The 21898-nt window shown below is 44.9% G+C and carries 19 protein-coding genes; 4 read left to right on the forward strand and 15 right to left on the reverse strand.

The genetic code is table 11. The features are described from left to right. On the forward strand, positions 1-873 hold the full coding sequence (locus Q337_RS0106445; RefSeq protein ID WP_026470902.1) for a lysophospholipid acyltransferase family protein: 873 nt from the start codon (positions 1-3) through the stop codon (positions 871-873). An 87-nt stretch (positions 874-960) separates the two neighbouring features. Beyond that, positions 961-2343, forward strand: a complete 1383-nt coding sequence (locus tag Q337_RS0106450) for a phosphohexomutase domain-containing protein (RefSeq protein WP_026470903.1) — start codon at positions 961-963, stop codon at positions 2341-2343. A gap of 68 nt (positions 2344-2411) precedes the next feature. On the opposite strand, the gene pgi is transcribed toward Q337_RS0106450, so the two are convergent. The 4 genes from pgi to Q337_RS0106470 form a co-directional block, all read right to left on the reverse strand. Continuing rightward, entirely contained in the window at positions 2412-4073 is a 1662-nt protein-coding gene (gene pgi / locus Q337_RS0106455) for a glucose-6-phosphate isomerase (protein WP_026470904.1), read from the reverse strand. 1 nt (position 4074) lies between these two features. Then, entirely contained in the window at positions 4075-5349 is a 1275-nt protein-coding gene (locus Q337_RS0106460) for a UDP-glucose dehydrogenase family protein (protein WP_026470905.1), read from the reverse strand. Between the two features lie 12 nt (positions 5350-5361). After that, positions 5362-6243, reverse strand: a complete 882-nt coding sequence (gene galU, locus Q337_RS0106465) for a UTP--glucose-1-phosphate uridylyltransferase GalU (RefSeq protein WP_026470906.1) — start codon at positions 6241-6243, stop codon at positions 5362-5364. Between the two features lie 163 nt (positions 6244-6406). Continuing rightward, on the reverse strand, positions 6407-7396 hold the full coding sequence (locus tag Q337_RS0106470) for a hypothetical protein (protein WP_156935716.1): 990 nt from the start codon (positions 7394-7396) through the stop codon (positions 6407-6409). Between the two features lie 239 nt (positions 7397-7635). On the opposite strand from Q337_RS0106470, the gene Q337_RS0106475 reads away from it, so the two are divergent. Continuing rightward, positions 7636-8613 (forward strand): CgeB family protein, encoded by a 978-nt coding sequence (locus Q337_RS0106475; RefSeq protein WP_026470908.1) that lies wholly within the window; start codon positions 7636-7638, stop codon positions 8611-8613. Position 8614: 1 nt separating this feature from the next. Here Q337_RS0106475 and Q337_RS0106480 read toward each other — a convergent pair whose 3' ends face one another. The 11 genes from Q337_RS0106480 to glnE all read right to left on the reverse strand — a co-directional run bounded on the left by Q337_RS0106480 (position 8615) and on the right by glnE (position 20818). Beyond that, on the reverse strand, positions 8615-9313 hold the full coding sequence (locus Q337_RS0106480) for a glycosyltransferase family 2 protein (RefSeq protein WP_228133089.1): 699 nt from the start codon (positions 9311-9313) through the stop codon (positions 8615-8617). A 124-nt stretch (positions 9314-9437) separates the two neighbouring features. Beyond that, entirely contained in the window at positions 9438-10013 is a 576-nt protein-coding gene (gene rfbC, locus Q337_RS0106485) for a dTDP-4-dehydrorhamnose 3,5-epimerase (protein WP_026470910.1), read from the reverse strand. Beyond that, positions 10010-10900, reverse strand: coding sequence for a glucose-1-phosphate thymidylyltransferase RfbA (rfbA, locus tag Q337_RS0106490; RefSeq protein WP_026470911.1), 891 nt, complete (start codon positions 10898-10900; stop codon positions 10010-10012). Before rfbA ends, rfbC begins: the two co-directional genes overlap by 4 nt. Beyond that, complete coding sequence (gene rfbD / locus Q337_RS0106495; protein WP_026470912.1) at positions 10897-11841, reverse strand: dTDP-4-dehydrorhamnose reductase; 945 nt, start codon at positions 11839-11841, stop codon at positions 10897-10899. The genes rfbA and rfbD overlap by 4 nt, the downstream gene beginning before the upstream one ends. Next, positions 11841-12911 (reverse strand): dTDP-glucose 4,6-dehydratase, encoded by a 1071-nt coding sequence (gene rfbB, locus Q337_RS0106500; RefSeq protein ID WP_026470913.1) that lies wholly within the window; start codon positions 12909-12911, stop codon positions 11841-11843. The genes rfbD and rfbB overlap by 1 nt, the downstream gene beginning before the upstream one ends. A gap of 108 nt (positions 12912-13019) precedes the next feature. Continuing rightward, the gene (locus Q337_RS0106505; protein WP_034279240.1) at positions 13020-14084 is read right to left on the reverse strand and encodes an ELM1/GtrOC1 family putative glycosyltransferase; all 1065 of its coding nucleotides are present in this window, start codon (positions 14082-14084) and stop codon (positions 13020-13022) included. 2 nt (positions 14085-14086) lie between these two features. Next, positions 14087-15145: a glycosyltransferase gene (locus tag Q337_RS0106510; RefSeq protein ID WP_034279241.1), complete on the reverse strand. Its 1059-nt coding sequence runs from the start codon at positions 15143-15145 to the stop codon at positions 14087-14089. Position 15146: 1 nt separating this feature from the next. Further along, on the reverse strand, positions 15147-15968 hold the full coding sequence (locus Q337_RS0106515; protein WP_034279242.1) for a polysaccharide deacetylase family protein: 822 nt from the start codon (positions 15966-15968) through the stop codon (positions 15147-15149). Between the two features lie 9 nt (positions 15969-15977). Then, the gene (locus Q337_RS0106520) at positions 15978-16937 is read right to left on the reverse strand and encodes a mitochondrial fission ELM1 family protein (RefSeq protein WP_026470917.1); all 960 of its coding nucleotides are present in this window, start codon (positions 16935-16937) and stop codon (positions 15978-15980) included. Between the two features lie 75 nt (positions 16938-17012). Further along, positions 17013-17939: a branched-chain amino acid transaminase gene (locus tag Q337_RS0106525; protein WP_026470918.1), complete on the reverse strand. Its 927-nt coding sequence runs from the start codon at positions 17937-17939 to the stop codon at positions 17013-17015. Positions 17940-18022: 83 nt separating this feature from the next. Beyond that, positions 18023-20818 carry a bifunctional [glutamate--ammonia ligase]-adenylyl-L-tyrosine phosphorylase/[glutamate--ammonia-ligase] adenylyltransferase gene (glnE, locus tag Q337_RS0106530; RefSeq protein WP_051526732.1) on the reverse strand — a complete coding sequence of 932 codons (2796 nt, stop codon included), beginning with the start codon at positions 20816-20818 and terminating at the stop codon, positions 18023-18025. Between the two features lie 230 nt (positions 20819-21048). Between glnE and Q337_RS0106535 the strand changes: the two genes are divergently transcribed. Beyond that, entirely contained in the window at positions 21049-21801 is a 753-nt protein-coding gene (locus Q337_RS0106535) for an SIMPL domain-containing protein (RefSeq protein WP_051526621.1), read from the forward strand. Positions 21802-21898: the final 97 nt, after the last annotated feature.

Here is a 21898-nt window from a genome sequence, read left to right on the forward strand (position 1 = left end):
ATGTATTTTTTACTCAAGATTCTTGCGCGCCTGCCGCTTCCAGTCCTGTACTATTTGGCGCGCTGGGTTGCCCTATTTATTATCATCATGCCCTATGCAGGCATGCGCTGGGTAGTGCGTGTTAACCTGTCACTAACCTATCCCCAGTTAAGCCAGCAGCAACGGCTTCAACTGGAACGAGCCAGTATTTACAGCCAATGCCTGACTGCCGCCGAATCCATTAAAAGCTGGGGCATGCCAACATCCTACAGCCTGGCGCAAATCCACAGTATTTCAGGCACTGATATTTTGCTGGAAGCACTGAAAAACCCGAATGGCGTTATTGCTGTCGTACCGCATTTTGGCACGTGGGAGCTGATGAATGCCTGGCTAAACCAGTACGCCAGTCCAGTCATTATGTATAAGCCCAGCAAGGATGCCGGTGTTGATCGTTTTATGCTGGAAGCACGCCAGCGCCTGAACGCTACCCTTGTGCCCACCGATGATTCTGGTGTACGTGCCATTTTTAAGGCGTTAAAAAAAGGAGGTTTTACAGCCATTTTGCCGGATCATGTGCCGGATTATTCCGGGGGGATTTATGCACCTTTTTTTGGCCATCCGGTTTTAACCACCACACTGGTATCCAAGCTGGCGCAAAAAACCCAGTGCAGTGTGCTTGGGCTTAGTTGTATCCGTCGGCCAGGTTTATCGGGCTTTGATGTCGTTTGTGAACTACTGGACCACCGGATTCTGGATCAGGATTTACAGGTATCAGTGAATGCCTTGAATGCCGAGATTGAGCGCCTGATTGCCCGTGCTCCCGAGCAATACATGTGGGGTTACAAGCGCTTTAAGCAAATGCAAAATTTGTCCAATGTTTATAAAAAGCCTTAAAAAAAATTAACTTAAAATGAATCAAATTCTTAAGTAAAACTAAGCTAAAATTAACTCATAATGACCGTAAAATGATGTTTAAACAACATGACGACACCACTTACCTGTTTTAAAGCCTATGACATTCGTGGCCGCCTTGGCACAGAACTCAACGAAGATATTGCCTACCGGATTGGCCGTGCCTATGGCCAGATTTACCAGCCTAAAACTGTAGTGGTTGGCAGTGATATTCGTTTAACCAGTGAAGGCCTTAAACAAGCGACTGCACGTGGTCTAATGGATGCGGGGGTTGATGTGATTGACCTTGGCATGACAGGTACTGAAGAAGTTTATTTCGGTGCATTTCATCTGGATGTACAAGGCGGCATTGAAGTCACTGCCAGCCATAATCCCATGGATTACAATGGCATGAAGCTGGTACGTGAAAATGCCTACCCGATTAGCGCCGATAGTGGTTTAAAAGAAATTCAGGCACTGGCGGAAAGTCAGGATTTTGTAGAAGGCCTGCAAAAAGGCACCTTAATACAAAAATCCATTTTAAAAGAATTTGTTGAACACCTGCTGACCTATATTGATATTGGTCAGTTAAAGCCACTCAAGCTGGTAGTCAATGCAGGAAATGGTGCAGCGGGTCATGTGATTGATGCCATAGAGCAGCAATTTGTGCAGCACAATGTGCCTGTTGAGTTTATTAAAGTCCACCACGAAGCCAATGGCAATTTTCCAAATGGGATTCCTAACCCGTTATTGCCGGAAAACCGCGCTGCCACTCGCGATGCGCTGCTGGCGCATCAAGCTGATCTTGGCATTGCCTGGGATGGTGATTTTGACCGTTGTTTCCTGTTTGATGAAACCGGCCAGTTTATTGAAGGCTATTATATTGTTGGCTTGCTGGCTCAGGCGTTTTTGCTTAAAGCACCCGGTGAAAAAATCATTCATGACCCACGCCTCACCTGGAATACCATTGATATGGTTGAGGAAAGTAAGGGTGAAGCCATTCAATCCAAATGTGGTCATGCTTTTATTAAAGAGCAAATGCGCCGGGATAATGCCATTTATGGCGGCGAAATGAGTGCCCATCATTATTTCCGTGATTTTGCCTACTGCGACAGCGGGATGATTCCCTGGCTTTTGGTGATTGAACTGATTTCCCAAACTGGCAAGCCACTATCTGAATTGGTGAATGAACGGATTGCAAAATTTCCGTGTAGTGGTGAAATCAATTTTGTGGTGGATGATAGCAAAGCCACCATTCAGCGTGTACTTGATTATTTTGCACCACAGCAACCTGCCATGGACACCATTGATGGCATTAGCCTTGATTTTGGCAATTGGCGCTTTAACTTGCGTGCTTCCAACACCGAGCCTTTATTGCGCTTGAATATTGAAAGCAAAGGCTGGCTGGAAAATAATGGTGTCGAGCAATATATCGATTTACTCACCCGTTTAATTGAAAATAAAACCGTGTAAGTTTTTTAATATCGCTGCAAGAAAAACTCCCCTAAGCAAAGGGGAGTTTTATCTTCTAAAAACAAAAACTATCCCAAAATAAAACGCAATAAGCCTTCTGTTGACGAATCAAACTGCTTGCTGGCTTGCTTGCCTTGTAAGGCTGGTAGCAGTTCCTTGGCAATTTCCTTACCCATCTCCACACCCCATTGGTCAAAGGGATTAATTCCCCAAATCACCGACTGTACAAAAACCTTGTGCTCATAAGCTGCTAGTAAAGCGCCCAAGCTAAAGGGATTTAATTCATGCAGCAAAATGGTCGAACTCGATTGATTACCATAGTAGCGTTTATACACGGGCAAATCATTATAACCTTCATCCAGCGCGCCCTCACCCAGTGCCAGCAAACGGGACTGTGCCAGACAATTGGCCAGCGCCAGTTGATGCTGTGCCTGTAATTCACTGGCAGCCTCCGCATGCAACTTTTCACGGGCATGGTAACGTAAGGCGGGTGCAATAAAATCACAAGTAATCGGTTCAGTGCCCTGATGCAAAAGCTGATAAAACGCATGTTGGGCATTAGGGCCAACATTACCCCAGATAATCGGGCAAGTTCCAAGCTTGACGCGTTCCCCTTCACGGGTGACTGACTTGCCATTGGATTCCATTTCGAGCTGTTGTAAATAATCTGCCAGATATTCCAGCCGCCCGTCATAGGGCAAAATGGCCTGCGTCTTAATATTGAGAAAATTGGTATTCCATATGCCAATCAACGCCATCAACACAGGCAGGTTTTCAGACCACGGCGCATTTTGAAAGTGCTGATCCATAAAATGAGCACCCGCCAGCAATTGCTTAAAGCCTTCAATACCAATGGTTAGGGCAATCGGCATACCAATCGTTGACCATAATGAAAAGCGGCCACCCACCCAATCCCACATGCTAAGTTGATGCTCAGGATAAATACCCCACTCGGTCATTTTTTCCTTATTGGTCGATACACCAATAAAATGGCAGCGGTCTACCCTTGAATTACGACCCAGCTTACGCTCAAGCCAGGTTCTGGCAGTTTCAGCGTTATATAAGGTATCAACCGTAGTAAAAGATTTGGATGAAATAATAAACAGAGTAGTTTCAGGCCGTAGCTCATGCAATACATGCGACACCTGACTGCCATCCATAGACGATACAAAATGAACCTGAAGATTTTGTGGTGTTTTAATTCGATAATCTTCCAGCGCCCGGCTAACCATTAGCGGGCCAAGGTCTGAACCACCAACACCAATGTTCACTACATCAGTAATGACCTCTCCGGTACAGCCGCGGTATTGGCCACGATGTAACTGATCCACCAGGAAACCCATGTGATCAATCTGCTTATGAATGGCCTGCAAAATCTCATTATCAAGCGCTGAGGCTGACCGCTGTTGTTCTTCATCTGATAGGTTTGGAATACGCAAAGCCCAGTGCATGGCAGCACGGTTTTCAGTATCATTAACCCTGTCACCCTGAAATAGTTTTTTTATCCAGCTACGCAACTGGGCAGCATCTGCAAACCGGTTCAATGAGTCCAGAATATTGCGGGTAACCCGCTGCTTGCTGTAGTCAAACAGCAAAGGTCCTATTTCCAGTTTAAACTGGTCAAACCGGGCTGCGTCCTGATTGAATAAGTCCTTCAAATGAACTGTTTTTGAAAACTCAGCATATTTTTTAAGCTGTTCATAGGGCGGAAGTGAATGATCAACCTGCATCTTATATTCCCCTTCCAATGCCAACATATTCAAAGCCCAGATCTTTTAAATAATACGGATTATAAATATTACGACCATCCAGAATTAGCGGGTGATTCATGGATTGCTTTAACCGCCGGAAATTGGGATTCCAGTATTGTTTCCACTCAGTGACCAGCATCAAGGCATCTACATTCGTTGCGGCATCATATTGTGACTCGCATAAAATCAATTGTTCATGCTGTCCATAAAGCTGGGCAATTTTTTCCAGAGCAACCGGGTCATGCAATTTAACCACTGCACCTTGTGCCCAAAGTGCTTCAAGAATTTTTAAAATGGGTGCATTGTCAATCTTGTTGGTATTTGGTTTATAGGCTGCTCCCCAAATCCCAACAGTTTTATTACTTAAGTCACAGTCAAAGTAGCGCCATAATTTTCTAAACAACACTTCTTTCTGGTCTTCATTAATTTGTAGCACCTGATGTAACAGCTTGCTTTTAATCCCTACACCTGACACTGTTTGTGCCAGATTAATCACATCCTCAGAAAAACTTTGCCCGCCAAAACCGCATCCGGGATATAAATAAGCTTCACCAATGCGCTTATCACTTCCCATGCCGACGCGAATTTGCTCAATATCAACGCCAATCGCATCTGCCACATTAGATAAATCGTTCATAAAGCTAATGCGGGTAGCCAGCATGCCTGATACAGCCAGCTTGGTAAATTCTGCCTCACGCAGAGACATTTTTAGGAAATGATCTTTCAGCCGGTTAAATGGCCTGAAAATCTCACGAATCTGGTTTTCAGCACGCGGATCATCCATGCCCAGAATAATTTTGTTGGGTCGTGCAATACTATCAATTGCCACCCCTTCCTGAATAAAATCAGGCACATAGACCAGACTTTGCTGGCTCGATAAATGACTGGCCAAGCGCGCTGAACATCCTACAGCAAAGGTTGACTGATTAATGACCAATAGATGCTGATCATTTTGTCCCAGTTTTTTAACAATCTGTTCTGCCAATCCGAAATCTTTAGGTGCAAATGCCAGAAATACAGCTTCCAGATCATCAGGCATTGGTTCATTTAAATTGGTATAGACCAGACGCTGCTCTTTACGCTGCTGATCCAGCAAACCCTGCAAACGTGGTTCAGGATAAGCTTCCTCACCTGCTTCTAGCGTCTGCTTGACCCGGCCTTCTGGCAGGCATAGCCAGATATCATGGCCTACGGATGCAAACAGAGCGGCACTCACCAATGCGCACAGGTTATCGCCATAAACATGTATTTTCATTGTACCAGTCTATTACTTAAGGGAGTTTTGAATCAGGTTTATAAAGTCTTTACCGAGTTGGGGATGATCAATACCATAGCTTAAAATAGCCTCCAGATAACCCAGCTTGCTACCACAGTCATAGGTTTTACCAGACATACGGTATGCATCTACAAATTCTTCATGCATTAGTGCAGCAATCGCATCAGTGAGCTGAATTTCGCCACCGGCGCCGGGCTTTGTTTGTTCCAGTAGGCTTAAGACACGGGCAGGTAATACATAACGACCTACTACAGCAAGGCTGGACGGTGCTTCATCAACTTTTGGTTTTTCAACAATTCCCTTTAATTGCAAGCTTTGGCCTGCTTCTAATTGCTGCCCCTGAATATCTACAATGCCATATTGTGATACGAGTTGCTCAGGCACTTGTTCTACCATAATTTGGGAATGATGGGTTTCACTGTAATGTGCAATCATTTGCTGCAAGTCATTTTGCTGGCTGGTGTTTTTAACCAGCACATCCGGCAAGAGCACGGCAAACGGCTCATTACCGATGACTGATTTTGCACACAGCACCGCATGCCCTAGTCCTAAAGGCTGCGGCTGGCGTACGGCTACCACATCAACTCCTTTAGGAATAATTGTCTGAATGGTTTCCAGCAACTCAAGCTTGTTTTTCTTTTGCAAGGTATCTTCCAGCTCGTAGTAACTATCAAAATAATCTTCAATCGCACGCTTGGAGGAATGTGTAACCAGAATAATTTGCTCAATCCCTGCTGCAATCGCTTCCTGAACCACATAATCAATCACCGGACGGTCTACCACCGTAACCATTTCCTTTGGAATTGACTTGCTGGCCGGTAAAAAACGTGTTCCCAATCCTGCTACAGGTAAAACTGCTTTTTTTACAGTCATAAAATTCTCTAAATCATAAATCGACCCAACAAAAATTTATTCTGGCATATATCAGGCCTTACTCAAATTTATTTTGAAACTTAAATATATAATTTTGTTAATTTTATGGCTTGTTTTTACAAAAATAGCTGATTAGCCTGCAGGTTTAAAATCTAATTCAGTCTTATTTTTTCCCATCGCAAAGATTTATGGTATGTGGATATTGCTGCCAGATGTAGAGACACTCTTCCCATTTCGATAAATTAATAAAATCACTTGCAGGTAATTGGTATAAGAATCCGGGAATTTCATAAATTTTATAAAGTGTTTCGATGGCTGTAGAACGAATACTATAGCTGGCTGAAAAACGCCAACCCTGTTGTAACTGGCTATACTCAAGAATACTAGGCGTCTGATAAATCTGATAGCCCAGCTTTTGAATCTGCTGAATCAATGATGTTGGCTCATATCGATGTGGTGCATACCAGTGCGGAACCTCTGGCGGCAAATGTTGAAGCAACTGCTGCAAGCGTAAGAACAGTGTCGACTCATCTTTTAAATAGGTACCCACCAGATTTGAACCAATCACCAGGATGTCTGGGCGTATTGGCAAAAGGTGAACTTTTGCTTTAAAGCAGCGGTAATCATTGTTGACTAAGATGTTATCAGACGCTTGAATGTCAAAGGTACTAAAGAAATTTGCCTTAAGGAGTCTTTGAGGATTGAGCTGCAAGTCAAGCAACTGGTCTTGCCAACGGTTTTGCAGTGTAGTTTTCTGCTGTTGCCATGCATGAATCTGCCGGGCAATCATTAGGCTTTCATTGCCATCATCCAGTATCCATATATGGGCAGGTTGCAGCACGTTCACTATATGCAGCGGAACATGAGTAATCATTCCAATATAGACTGATTTAACAGGATTTAGGGTATGTAGCCAGTAATTGAGCTGCCAGCCATAAAAATGCTTACGCCAGCCCTGAAAAATAACGGTATGCACTAATGCCCAGTCCTGATCCGGCTGAAGCATGGATTGCATCATGTTTAAATCTACAGATGAACCAGCAACCAAAACCAGATATTTTAAGTCATTCTGGTGAAATCTTTGGCAGGCTTCAATGGCATTAAATAATTGTAATGGCGTGCGTACTACGCAAACCACTTTATCTTTTGCCAACTGAGAATCCATAACAATCTATTAATTTTTGGAAAGTTTTAATGGCTTACAGTGTATCGCTTTAGATCATGAGAAATGGTTTTTATATGTTTCAGGCCTTAAAAATTTAATGGGTTATAAACCATCAGGTCACTCATCATTTAATTGCGATCTTATCGCAATAAGTATTATTCAAAAGCTGCGTTAGCGGAATTGTTCTACGTTATAATGGGTTTTGCGCTACAATTAAACTGTTAAACATGAGCAAACCTTCCATACTAGTCTTAGGCAAACGTGGCGGCATACTACAATGGTATGAGGGTTTACTAGATGCCAAAACGAGTCTTACCGGTGTTCAGATTGATGGTTTTGCCCTTAATCATAATAACTGGCATGAACGGATTTTAAAAAAAATCCTAAAGCTGAGCCATCAGAATCTGGATCATTATACTGCCAAATTATTGGCTAGAAAAATTCAGAATACACAACCAGATATTATTTTAATTGCAGATTTATTTTATCTCAGTTTGCCCTTACTTGAAGTTTTACAACATGCGAAACCAAAGGCAAAAATTTATCACTGGATTGGGGATTTCTTTGATGATCGGCTAAAATTTAGCAGTTCGCTTATTGACCAGTTTTTCTTTACTGACAGTAGCTTTCTGGATGATGCCCGTCAAATGGGAATTGATCAGGTTGCTTATTTGCCATTGGGGTTTAACCCATCTATTTTTTATCCTCCTAAAAATAACATGCCCCGTAAAGATGCGCTGCTATTTATTGGTGCCTGGTCAGAAAACAGGCAAGCATTCTTACAACAGATACAAGTTCCAGTAAATGTCTACGGGAAAGGATGGGATAAACTCAAATCCGATTATATTACGGCTCATCCGCATAACCTTAGCTTGAGCCAAGTTTCTGATTTATACCAACAATATAAATATGTGCTGAATATTATTAATCATAATAATACCCGCATAGGACTGAATATGCGCTGCTTTGAAGCAATGGGAGCAGGTGCAATTCTAGTAACAGAATACAGTAGCGACCTGCTCCATTGTTTCAACATTGAAAAAGATCTTATTTACTTTAATAACGCAGCAGAACTAACCGCGAAAATGAAAATTAAGCCTGATATTGATGCACAAGCCAGTTGTAATAAAGCTCATTTAGAACATAGTTATGCTCAGCGTCTTATGACGATATTACAACGGGCATACCCTGATTTAAGAAATTAGTCTAAACACGGGTTCTACGCTTATTTACTGTCCTAGCCCAGCGTAAGACTCTATATCTATTGCAGATAAACAGTAAAACTCTGGAAGATGACACAAAAAAGCTTGAACACATGGCCCAGATAAACTGGCTTTGCTTACGATGATACTGCAATTGCATGAAAGCATTTTGGGCATCGTAATAGGTTTGATCTACCCGGCCCGGGCTTTTATGATAAAGATGAAAATCAATCGCATAATTTTTTAGGCCCAGTGCATTGGCGTTCTGGCATAAATCAGTGCCATAAATGTGAAAGCCTGAAAGCACAGGAGAACATGCGATGTTTTGCTGTCTGTTAATAACTAAAAAATTTTCATCCAGCGTCATTACTTCAGAAGGCAAAGGCCCAACATGTAAATCACTGTAATTAACATCTGAAATTCTGATTTTCACCTGACCAAATTTACTTTTCCCAGCATTGCCAGCCACTGCCCAGTTTGGGTCCAGCTGTTCAAGCTCTTCAATTCTTTGATCAAGGATAGCCCGGCTATCAAACTTGAATAAAATATCCTGATGACAAAAAATCAAATATTTTCCACGTGCAATGCGAATGGCCTTGTTAATACCGCTATAACCATCGTATTGATTTGATTGCTTATTATCGAAATATAAAAACTCAACATCTGATCCAGAGAAACCAGCCTGCTTGGCACTTTCTACCATTTCCAGATATTCGTCATAGCGAGTAACTAGCGTACAAAAACTAAAACGCTTACTAAACTCTTCCTGAGGATTTAAGCATTGTAGTTCAGGATGTTGCGTTAAAATTGTCATATCATTTTTACCATTAAAACAGGGATTGCGTTGCCATTGCCTGAGCAAGTGTCATTGCTTCCTTATCTTTTTCACTGACAATCACTTCAATATTGTTTTCGACAGGCCAGTCAATTGATAAATCAGTATCATTCCACAACAGGCTGCGTTCAGCTTCTTTTGCATAATAATCCGTGGTCTTATATAAGAACTGCGTATTGTCTTCCAAGGCAATAAAGCCATGGGCAAAACCAGCAGGAATCCAGAAAGCACGGTGGTTTTCAGCACTTAACTCTACACCAACCCACTGTCCAAAGGTTTGAGAACCTTGCCGGATATCAACAGCCATATCCCATACTTTGCCCTGAACCACACGAACCAGCTTACCTTGTGCATGTGGGTTTAACTGATAATGTAATCCCCGCAATACGCCTTGGTGGGACAATGAATGATTATCCTGTACAAATGACGGTACATTTAAATTACGTGCTGTTAATGCTTGCTCAAAAGCTTGCTGATTAAAACTTTCCATAAACCAGCCGCGCTCATCACTAAAAACCCGGGGTTCCAGAATGAGCAAATCCTTAATTTTTGTTTCTATAACATTCATGCTGGTTGGTGCTCCGCATGCAACTTATGCAAATATTGTCCGTAGCCTGTTTTCTTGAAATATTGCGCCCGGTCAAATAGCTGTGCAGCACTAATCCAGCCCTGATTAAATGCAATTTCTTCCAGACAGGCGATTTTTAAGCCCTGACGGTGTTCTACTGTTTGCACAAAATGACCAGCTTCAAGCAGCGAATCATGCGTACCGGTATCCAGCCATGCAAAACCACGGCCCAGTAGCTCAACATTTAAAGCAGCTTTTTCAAGATACACATTATTGACATCAGTAATTTCCAGCTCACCACGATGAGATGGCTTGATCTGGCGTGCAATATCCACCACGCTGTTGTCATAAAAATATAATCCGGTGACCGCATAACTGGATTTGGGCTGCTGCGGTTTTTCCTCAATGCTAATGGCCTGTCCCTGCTGGTCAAACTCAACCACACCAAAGCGCTCAGGATCATTGACATGATAGCCAAACACGGTTGCCCCCGCCGGTCTGGCAGCCGCTCTGGCCAACTGGGTACTAAAGCTTTGGCCATAGAAAATATTGTCACCCAGAATCAGGCAGACATCATCCTGCCCGATAAACTCTTCACCAATTAAAAAGGCCTGCGCCAGCCCATCAGGTGAAGGTTGTACCTTATAGCTTAACTGGATGCCAAAATGAGAACCATCACCCAGCATTTTTTCAAAGCTTGGCAGATCTTCCGGTGTGGAGATAATCAGGATTTCCTGTATCCCTGCCAGCATCAGTACTGACAGCGGATAATAAATCATTGGCTTGTCATAAATTGGTAGTAGCTGTTTGGAAACACCCATGGTAATCGGGTGTAAGCGGGTCCCTGAACCACCCGCTAAAATAATACCTTTGCGCTTTAAGCTCATTTTTCAGTTTTCCCTTCAATAATTTCTTGTAAAGTATGCAATACACTCTGTTGCCAGTGTGGCAGCATTAAACCAAACTGTTGCTCCAGCTTGGCAAGGCTTAACCTTGAATTCAGTGGACGCTGGGCAGGCGTGGGATAAGCACTGGTATCAATTGGATTAACCTGTTTAATTTTCAGGTTATAGCCCAAATGACTCGCTTGCTTAAAAATAAACTGGGCATAGCCATACCAGGATACACTGCCTGCTGCAGTTAAATGATAAATACCGCATAACTGTGCAGGTGCCTGAGCATTGGCATATGTTTTTAAAGCATGCGCTGTAACATCCGCAATCAGAGCAGCCGACGTTGGCGCACCAATTTGATCATTAATGATGCTGAGTTCATCACGTTCGTGCGCTAGATGCAGCATGGTTCTAATAAAATTATTGCCGCGAGTGGCATAGACCCAGGATGTCCTAAAAATCAGCGTTTGGCAGCCACTCGCCAGAATAGCCAGCTCACCTGCACGCTTGGTTTTACCGTAGACATTGAGTGGATCTGTAGAATCGTCCTCGCGCCGTATCTGGGTTCCCTGCCCGTCAAACACATAATCCGTGGAATAATGCACCAGCAATGCACTGATTTGCTGGCAAGCTTCAGCTATAGCCTTTACTGCCAAGTGATTAATGATATCGGCATCTTGTGCTGCTGATTCGGCTTTATCCACTGCCGTATAGGCTGCGGCATTTATGACAACATCAGGTTTGACTGTAATAATAGTTGCACGAACTGCATCAATATTTGATAAATCGCCGCATAAAACCGCTGTATGGCCATTTGGTTGCTCCGCACTAAGCTGACTATGTCGATCCAGTGCGATCAGTTCACCTAATGGCGCCAAGGCACGTTGCAGCTCCCAGCCAACTTGTCCATTTTTTCCAAATAAAAGTATTTTCATCAGTCGGCCTTATATTGCTGGCTAATCCAGTTCTGGTATTCGCCACTTTTAACATGCTGCACCCAGACTGTATTGTCCAGATACCACTGGACAGTCTTGCGCAAGCCACTTTCAAAGGTTTCTTCTGGTGTCCAGTTGAGGTCTTGCTGTATTTTTGAGGCATCAATGGCATAACGCACATCATGACCGGGACGATCCTGCACGAACTGAATTAAATCTTTATAGTGGACAATACCTTGTGGTTTGTTCGGCGCCAGTTCTTCCAGCAGCTCACAAATGGCATGCACCACTTCAATATTCTGTTTTTCGTTATGTCCGCCAATATTATAGGTTTCACCAATCTGGCCTTGGGTAACAACGCTATATAAAGCACGCGCATGATCCTCGACATACAGCCAGTCCCTGATCTGGTTTCCTTTGCCATACACTGGCAGTGGTTTACCTTCCAATGCATTAAGGATAATCAGGGGAATCAGTTTTTCGGGGAAGTGATACGGGCCATAATTATTGGAACAATTGGTGATCAGTACTGGCAGGCCATAAGTCCGGTGCCATGCACGCACTAAATGGTCAGAACTGGCCTTACTGGCAGAATACGGTGAACTGGGCGAATACGGCGTCTGCTCGGTAAACAGGTCAGTGGTTCCTTCCAGATCACCATAGACTTCATCTGTTGAAATATGATGAAACCTGAAAGACTGCTGGCGTTCCTGATCCAGACCTGCCCAGTACTGGCGTGCCACTTCAAGCAGCTGATAGGTGCCCACGATATTGGTTTCAATAAAAGCTGCCGGGCCAGAAATGGAACGGTCAACATGCGACTCCGCAGCCAGATGCATCACCCTATCAGGCTGGTACTGTGCAAATATTTGTTTTAAATGTTCAGCATCACAAATATCAGCCTGAATAAACTGGTATCGGGAATGGGTAGAAACTGAATTGAGTGACTCCAGATTACCGGCATAGGTCAACTTGTCGATATTGAGCACATGATCTTGTGTATTTTTAATAATATGGCGTATAACGGCTGACCCAATAAAGCCAGCGCCCCCAGTAATTAATAGCTTCATAATCTTTTTGCATTGTTAACGAAATCAATAATCGGATTATTGTAATAGACTCTGTTTTTAAAATCTTGAATAAATAAACACAATAAATTACTTTTTATATTTTTAGATTTATTTTTCTAGTGCGACCTGCAGCTTATCAGCCAATTTTTTAAGCGGCTCCTGCTCTAAAGGCTTGAGCTGCAAAATATTATTGCCACTTTCTTTAAGTGTTGAAATACTGGTTTGTACCACCAGTTGTTGCTGCTGCAAGCGATTAATCGCATCTTGAAAATTCTGATCGGGCGCAAAATGCTGTGGAATCACTGCCACGACCGGACGCATGGCACTCACTGCCTCCATAATCATGGACATAGAATCTATTGTGCAATATACCACCTGACTTAAACCCAGATAACTGGAGGTTACAGGACGGGGTTTCTCAGACCACCACACTGCATCTAATACATCAACAGGATTTAAGTATTGCCTTAAAATCTGCTCAGCATTGGCACCAGTACGACGTGATGTGGTGATAAGCCATTGAATATTATGTTCTACAGCCAGCGCATTCATTTGCAGCGCCAGATTAGACCAGTCACTATCCTGATAATGTGCACCTGCGCCATCTCCACCAATCAGCATAGCCCACAACGGCTTTTCAGATTGGCACTGTCCGTGTTGATGCTCTTCAGCCAGCCATGTTTCAGCGGCTTGTTTGAGCAGCGACTGGCTAATGGGCATGGGAGAAGTTTGCAGACTAATAAACGGCGCTTGGATACTCGGCTCGAGAATCAATACGGCATTAAAGAGTTCAGGCTTTAACTGGCGCAACGATCCTGCAAAAATGGTCTTTGCAGCAAATGCCTGCCCGAGCCATGCTACGGCAAACATACTTTTTCCACCTGCACCAATTACCAGATCGGGTTTTCCGCGGGGTAACTGCCCCCGATAAAAAAAGGGCAACAGGGCAATTGATGGCTTGGTTTGCCTGATTAGCCAGTGATTAAGCAACCAGTTTAAAATACGCCGGTAAATTCCGCTTTTCAGGCGCAATTCAACCCACTCAACCTTAAGGGAATATAATTGCTCCAGCGCCAGCAAAACGCCTTTGGACTGGTTAAAATGCCCCGGAATTCCATCGCTGATCACCCAAACTATTTTTAGGGGCTTAGCATCTGGCCTGATTATAGTCATTTTTATTGTGGCGTTCCTTGCTTTAAAACGCTTAAACCCAGCTCCTGATAGACAGCAATAGTGTTGTCCAGCATGGCGTTAAAACTTAAATGATCTTGTGTAAACTGATAAACTGGTTGAGTCAGGCTATTTAAAGTGGGCATATCTGACAGGTAGGTTGTCAGCAATTCATGCAAGGCTGTGACATTGTCAGCTTCGCAAATCAGTGCTTGAGGCAGGACCTCAGCCACCATACCCACATTGGTTGAGAGCACTGGCGTTTTGGTCAACAAAGCTTCTGCTAATGTATAAGGCCCACCCTCATTACGTGAGGAAATTATAAAAACATCAGATTGTGCCAGTAAGGCTGGAATATCAGCGCGATGTCCCAACAACTCAATCTTATTTTGCAGTCCCAGTTCTTGAATTTGCTGTGCCAGTGCCTGATAGTCCGGGCCATCACCCACAATTTTCAGCGTGGCATTAATACCCTGCCATGCATCAATAAGAATATCAAAGCCCTTGGCCGTCACTAAGCGGCCAATAGCCAGTGCCTGAATGGTTTGGCTGGATTTTTCGGGTTTAGCAAAACCGGATGATAGGGTATCAATGGCAACTCCATTTAGTACCACCCGCACATCTCCCTGCTGTTCAAACTGTGCTGCCACTTGCTGGCTAACTGTAATAATCCGGTCAAACTGTAAAAAAGCCTTGAGCTTGTTTTTCTTGTTATGTAGTGTAGCAACTGAAGGTATATTCAGCCATTTTAACAAGGGCGCTACCATGCTCACAGCTTTGTTGGCCTGAACATGCAAGACGTCCGGCTGGCTTTTTTTAATGGCTTGATACAGTTGCCACAAAATCAGCGGATTACGGCGGCTTTTGCTTAAATCGACCGCCAGAAACTGGATGTCCTTGCTAAGACGTTGCTGATATTTGGCATGGGCAATGACACTTACTGCATAACCGCGTTCTGCTAGCCCATTGCTCAGCTCAACCACATGTTTTTCCAGTCCACCTTCTTCATCGCCAGCCATAACCATTGTAATTCTAGGAATAGTTTTAATGACAGGATTATTCATGCTACAAGCCTCGCTGACCAGTCCGGATGCGGCATTTAAAGGCCAGCATATTATCCTTACCACTGACTTTAATGCGTTTTAACTGCAAAAAATCCGGCTTGGGCAACAGCTCGTCAACGCCCTCAACCGTTGTAACTGCAGTCAGGTAACCTGCCTGATCAGCGGCTTCAACATCAGTTTCGCTATAAATACCAAACGGATAAGCAAAGCTGTTAATAGCCTGTCCGGTTTGCTGTTGCAAGATATAGCGTGATTCGGTCATTTCCTTAAGACGCTGCTGGTCATCAATGGCAGCCAGATTGGCATGGGTTAAGGTGTGTGAACCAATTTCAATCAGGCCACTATCCACCAGTTGCTTGATTTGCAAATCAGTCAGCTTGGTTTCGCGTGCCAACTCGCCACTATTATGATGGGCTTTTTTATAACTGGACCAGTCACGCTCGTGGCGATCAACCACCACATAAATTGTAGCTGAGGCATTGTATTTTTTTAGGATAGGCAATGCATTACTTAGGTTATCTTCATAACCATCATCAAAGGTAATCGCCACGGTTTTATCCGGATGCTTGCCCCAATTGGCACAGAGCTGATGCATGGTAACAAAGTGAAATCCCTGCTCGCTTAGCCATTTTACTTGTTGTTCAAACTGGGCTGGGGTAACCCGCAACTTGTTAAATTTGGCTCCGGCAACATGCTCGCGCACCATGTGATACATCAGGATACGCGGGCGATTCCAGTTTAAATGCGGACGCCACCAGGCATAACGATAGCTAAACCAGCTTAGGCCAACAATAACGATAAAAAAAACAATCCAGACGCTCATGTTCGGTGGTTAGCCCTGTAAATGGTGAATCAGCCAGCGCGCTGCACGGTCCGCTTCATTCAAAGTGATCCTATGCCCTGAATCAATGGCCTTTTTACTTAAGCTCTTGACCAGCCCTTGTGCCAATAGATCATCCACAGCACAGGTAATTCGATCCTGTTTAAGACGTGGCATTTGAATCAGGTGTACTTCACAGCCTGCAGTCAGCGCCTCATAGAGCATGGATACACTGTCTTCAGTCACCCATACTACACTGGCCAGTTGCAGTTGTTCAAATAACCAGCCTGTAGGGGTCTGCTCAACCGGATACACAGTGACCTGCGGATACTGCTCAGCACTGAGCTGTTTTAAAAATTCCTGCTGCAGGAACTCAGGAGGGGTACGACGAGAGGTAGTTAAAATCAACTGTTCATCAGCATGTTGCTGAGCCATAACCTGTTGCACAACTTGCTGCAACTGGGTAATCAATGCAGCTTCTGACCAGCCATGCCGTTTGGAAGGCCCACCAATCAAAATCAGGTTGCGGCCAGGTTGATGGCGCTGCTCATTCACCAGCGGATTTAATACGCCTTCTGTTACCAGTATGCCACCCTTGACAGGCGGATGATCATGGCGGGGAATAATCAGGTAGTCAAACCAGCTTACAGGCAAACTGGGCTGCATTAAAATCAGCGACTTCACATGGTGGCTTTTGTGGCGCACAATTTTTTTGATAATAAGCACTTTCCAGTGCGTGCGGTGACCTACGCCAGTAATCAGGTCAGGCATAGGCAATTGATTCAAAATTGCAGGTAAACGCTTGAATAACCAGGAACTAAGCCAGCAGGCCATCAAGGTGAGTAAGGATAACTGCTGCACTGCAATTTCAGTCAAATGAACTGAACAGGATTGCCGTTTAAGGCCAGCAGCCAAGCCCAGCATTTGTGCCCGGTGGCCTGCCTTGCCATCACTGATATACCAGATTTGCATGACTGTTTTACCTGCTTAAAACCAAAAAACCTCACCTGCCCGGTTTCAAAGCCAGACAGGTCAGGTTTAAGGGATTTAAGCGACTGGCGTTAACCAGTGACGGTATTTTTCAACTTTTCCAGTCACTGCATCAAAGAAGATTTTTTGCAGTTTTTCAGTGATTGGCCCACGCACACCTGTACCAATCGGGCGATCATCATACTCACGGATTGGAGTGACTTCTGCAGCCGTACCGGTAAAGAAGGCTTCATCGGCAATATAGAATTCGTCACGGGTAATGCGACGCTCAATCACCTGAAGACCTTCATCATGAGCAATCTGGATAATGGTTTGACGGGTAATACCATCCAAACCACCACAGGCCAGATCCGGTGTGTGCAGTACGCCATCTTTGACCAGAAATACGTTTTCACCTGCGCCCTGACAAACAAAGCCCTGCGGGTCCAATAGCATGGCTTCGTCATAGCCTGCCGTAGTGACTTCCTGATTAGCCAGAATTGATACCGGATAGTTACCCACCGCTTTGGCTTTACACATGGTGATGTTTGGCTGGTGATGGGTAAATGAAGAGGTTTTGACACGGATGCCTTTTTCCATACCCTCAGCACCCAGATAGGCACCCCACGGCCATGCAGCAACAGCCACATGTACCTGATTATTTTTTGCTGCAATGCCCAGTTTTTCCGAACCAATCCACGCAATCGGACGCAAATAGCAGGATTTCAGGCTATTTTCCCGCACAACTGCTTTTTGTGCTTCCATCAGTGTGTCCAGATCATAGGTCACTTTCATTTGGAAAATCTTGGCAGAATTTAGCAGGCGCTGGGTATGCTCGCGCAATTTAAAAATGACGGTACCCTGCTCGGTTTCATAGGCACGCACGCCTTCAAACACGCCCATGCCATAATGCAGGGTGTGGGTTAACACATGAACTTTTGCATCGCGCCAGTCAACCAGTTTACCATCATGCCAAATTAGACCATCACGTTCAGCCATACTCACGGCGTTGTTACTCCAAATTTTTACAAGAATTCTTTAAAAGCCCAGATATAAGCCTTTGTTTGAAAATGCAGAAGGACAAGCATTTAATTATCCATTCCCGCAATAGCGGCTGGATCAATCAAACGTTGCCATAGTGTGCAAACGACCTTGCGGGTCTCAAACCAGTCGGCAGCCTGGACTTGCATGGATTGCTGGGCAAGGGCTAACCGGTGGCTCTCGGTACGTTCGCGCAGGTACGCAGCAGTCAGGGCATCAGCATCGCTACGGGATAAGCAGCCTGCTGTTGCCGTGTCATCAAGGATGCGTACATTATCGGAGAAACGGGCGAGATCGGGATTCGTCCCGCTCCAAGCGAGCACTGCATACTGTGCCATAAATTCAATATCAACGATACCACCTGCGTCCTGTTTTAAATGAAAAATCCCGGCTTTTTGCTGATCACTGCTTGAACCCAAATGATCTTTCATTTTCTGGCGCATGTTTTTAACTTCCTGCCGCACCATTGCTTCATCTCGCGGACGTGTCAGAATCTGGTGACGGATTTGCTCAAAACGCTGCCTAACCAGTGCATCGCCGGCAATACTGCGTGCCCGTACCAATGCCTGATGCTCCCAAAGCCATGCACTTTTTTCCTGATAATGCGCAAAGGCATTCAGGCTTGATACCAGCACGCCTGCTTGCCCGGATGGCCGCAACCGGGTATCGACCTCATAGGCACGCCCATCCAGCGTTTGCGTCGTCAGCAGCGACATTAATTTCTGCGCTACCTTGACACAAAATTCCATGCCGCTAATAGATTTTTTACCGTCAGTATCTGATTGCTCATCCACATCATGTAAAAATACCAGATCAAGGTCTGAGCCATAGCCCAGTTCAATACCGCCCAGCTTGCCATATCCCACAATCGCAAACGCGGGAGCGTCCATTGTCAGGCTTTCGCCATTACTCCGTTTAGGCAAGCCATGCCGCGCATAAACACTATCCAGCGCCAGATGCAAACTGGCCTGCAACACCACTTCGGCAATATCAGTCAATGCATCCGACACTTTCATTAAGGGACGCTCGGCCAGCACATCACTGGCTGCTACGGCCAATACCTGACTTTTCTTGAATAAGCGCAGTACCCGCATTTGTTCTTCAATATCATCCCGCTCTACCCGCAGCAGCAACTGGCGCAGGCTATCTTCCAGATCACGATGGGATGACAACTCAAAATCCGTGGATAAAAATTCATCCAGCAACACCGGATAATGAGTTAACTCTTCAGCAATCCACGGGCTTACCGACACAATATCAACCAAACGCTGCAAGGCACCCTGATTTTCAACCAGCATCACCAGATACACACTGCGCCTTAAAATACTTTCAATCAGGGGAATTAACCGCGTTAAAGCCAGTTGTGGTTTTTGTTTTTTTAATAAAATACGGATCAGTGCAGGCCAAAAGGCATCCAGCCGCAAGCGTGCATTTTCGGGCAGTTTTTTAATCGCACTGCTGTTCCAGAAGTTTTGCACCAGTTGCCATGTAGGTGGATCAATTTTTTGCTGCAAGGCAAGCAGTGATTCTGAATCATTATGGTTTTCCAGTTTTTCTGAACGGTCATTAATTAACTGGGCGAACTGCTGGCTCACCACTTGCCGCACCTGCTGGAGCTGTTCCAAAAACGCTGGCCAGTCTTTAAAATGAAGGATTTGTGCAATACGTGCCTGAATCTCAGGCTGGATGGGCAGGAGCTGCGTTTGCTGGTCGTCGATAGCCTGAATCGCATGTTCCAGGCGTCTTAAAAACAGGTAACTGTCCTGCAAGGCGTTTACATCAGCCAGCTCAATTAAGCCTGCCTCGCCTAGTCGCTGCAAGGCCATCAGGCAGTGCTTAACCCGCAGTTCACGTCGTGCGCCACCATAAATCAGCTGGAACACCTGCACGATAAATTCAATTTCACGGATACCGCCAGCGCCCAGCTTGATATCGTCTTCACTATCGCGCCGCTGTACTTCACGCTCAATCATGGCTTTCATGTCACGCATGGCTGCAATTGCGGTGTAGTCCACATAACGTCGATATACAAAAGGCCGGGTCATGTCCATTAGCAGTTGCCCGGCTTTACCACCAGTAATGCCACGCGCCTTGATCCAGGCATAGCGCTCCCACTCACGGCCATGCTGTGCCAGATAACGCTCCAGTGCGGCATGGCTAATGGCCAGCGCACTGCCATCACCCCAGGGCCGCAGGCGCATATCCACCCGGAACACAAAGCCATCGGCAGTCACCTGATCCAGCATGCGAATGACACTTTGCCCCCATTGAATACAAAACTGCTGGTTATCAATGGACTTGCGGCCGTTGGTGGCCCCTGCTTCATCAAAGGCAAAAATCAGGTCAATGTCACTGGACAGGTTTAACTCCTGTGCACCCAGTTTGCCCATGCCAATCACAATTAAATCCTGAACCTGTCCATTTTCCTCCCCAATCGGCTCTCCATAACGGGCGATTAAAGGCTGTTTGGCCAGTTTTACCGCGGATATAATGCAGGCATCCGCAAAATCAGAGAGCTCACGGGTCAGTTGAATCACGTCAGTTAAATCATTGGCATCCTGCCAGATCCAGCGCAACATCAAGCGGGCGCGCAATTGGCGGGCTTTTTTCATCCACAGGATTTCTTCGGTACAGGTATCCAGCATTTGCTGCACCAACATGTTGATCTGTTCGGTTGTCAAGGCCGGTAGAAACTGGTCAATGGCATAATCCTGCATCCACGCATCCGGCAACTGATGCATCACTTGCCGGGCATAATTGCTGGCCAGTAGCGTACGTTCGTACTGCGCCGAATTAACCAACCCTATGATTCCAGATTGATCTGCCTGTTGAATATCTGCCATGCTGTTTCCTTGCTTCATTAGGATTACTGCTCAATACTGCCAATCAGTCCTGCCAGTGAATTACGTGTAGTAAATGATTCATAGTGAATCATGAAAACTACAAAACTACAAAACTACAAAACTGCACCCTGCCAGTGTGTTGCTTACCCTAAAGGAATGCTATATCTGCCATAAGTCAATGTTAAATCCCGTTTTATCACGAATAACACCAATCCCTTACAGGAAAAAGCATGAATCAGCCTAGCCATCGTTCATCCCTGTTGCCCTATTTAACACTGGGCGCATTACTGGCACTGGGTTTTATCGTTTCAGCGTGGATTTTGGCCCATAGTGCTCAGCAGGTGGCAAGCTCGCGTGAAAGCATTACCGTCAAAGGCACCGCTGAAAAAGCAATCAAGGCAGACCGGGCACTCTGGAGTATTAGTATTACAGCCTATGGGGCAACAGTGGGCGAGGCATTGCCCCAGCTTCAGCAAAATGTAACACAGGTTAAAAGCCAGTTACTGGCCTCAAAACTTATAAATAGCAGTCAGTTGCAGCAATACGACTGGACGTCAGAACCGGTTTACCAGCGTGATGAACAAGGAAATGAAAACCGGATTGTGGGTTATACACTCACGCAGCGTCTGGGCGCCGTATTTAATGATGTCAGTATTCCAGAAAAATTAAACACGCAGATTAACCAAATGATTGTTAATGGCCTGAGCATTGAGCGCAATGATACGCAATATCTGGTGTCCAATATTGAGGGGATTAAACTCTCCCTGATTGCAGCAGCCACCAAAAATGCGCATGACCGGGCGCTGGAATTTGCCAAAAGCGGTGAGGTAACAGTGGGCACTATGCGCTCTGCCTCACAGGGCGTATTTCAGATCAATGCCCCATTGTCTACTGGTTCTGATGAATATGGCGGCGAATACAATACAACCACCATTGATAAGATGGCGCGTGTGGTGGTTACGGTTAATTATGGAATTCAATAACCTGTTTTTGTATGAACTTCACTGCAACAGCATTGCTTTGACCAACCCAATAGTTTGAGCTGGTCAAAGCGAAGAAAAATTCAGTTTTTTAGCCTAG

Origin of the sequence: Alkanindiges illinoisensis DSM 15370 (genome assembly GCF_000619845.1) — a bacterium.
Taxonomy (GTDB): Bacteria; Pseudomonadota; Gammaproteobacteria; order Pseudomonadales; family Moraxellaceae; genus Alkanindiges; species Alkanindiges illinoisensis.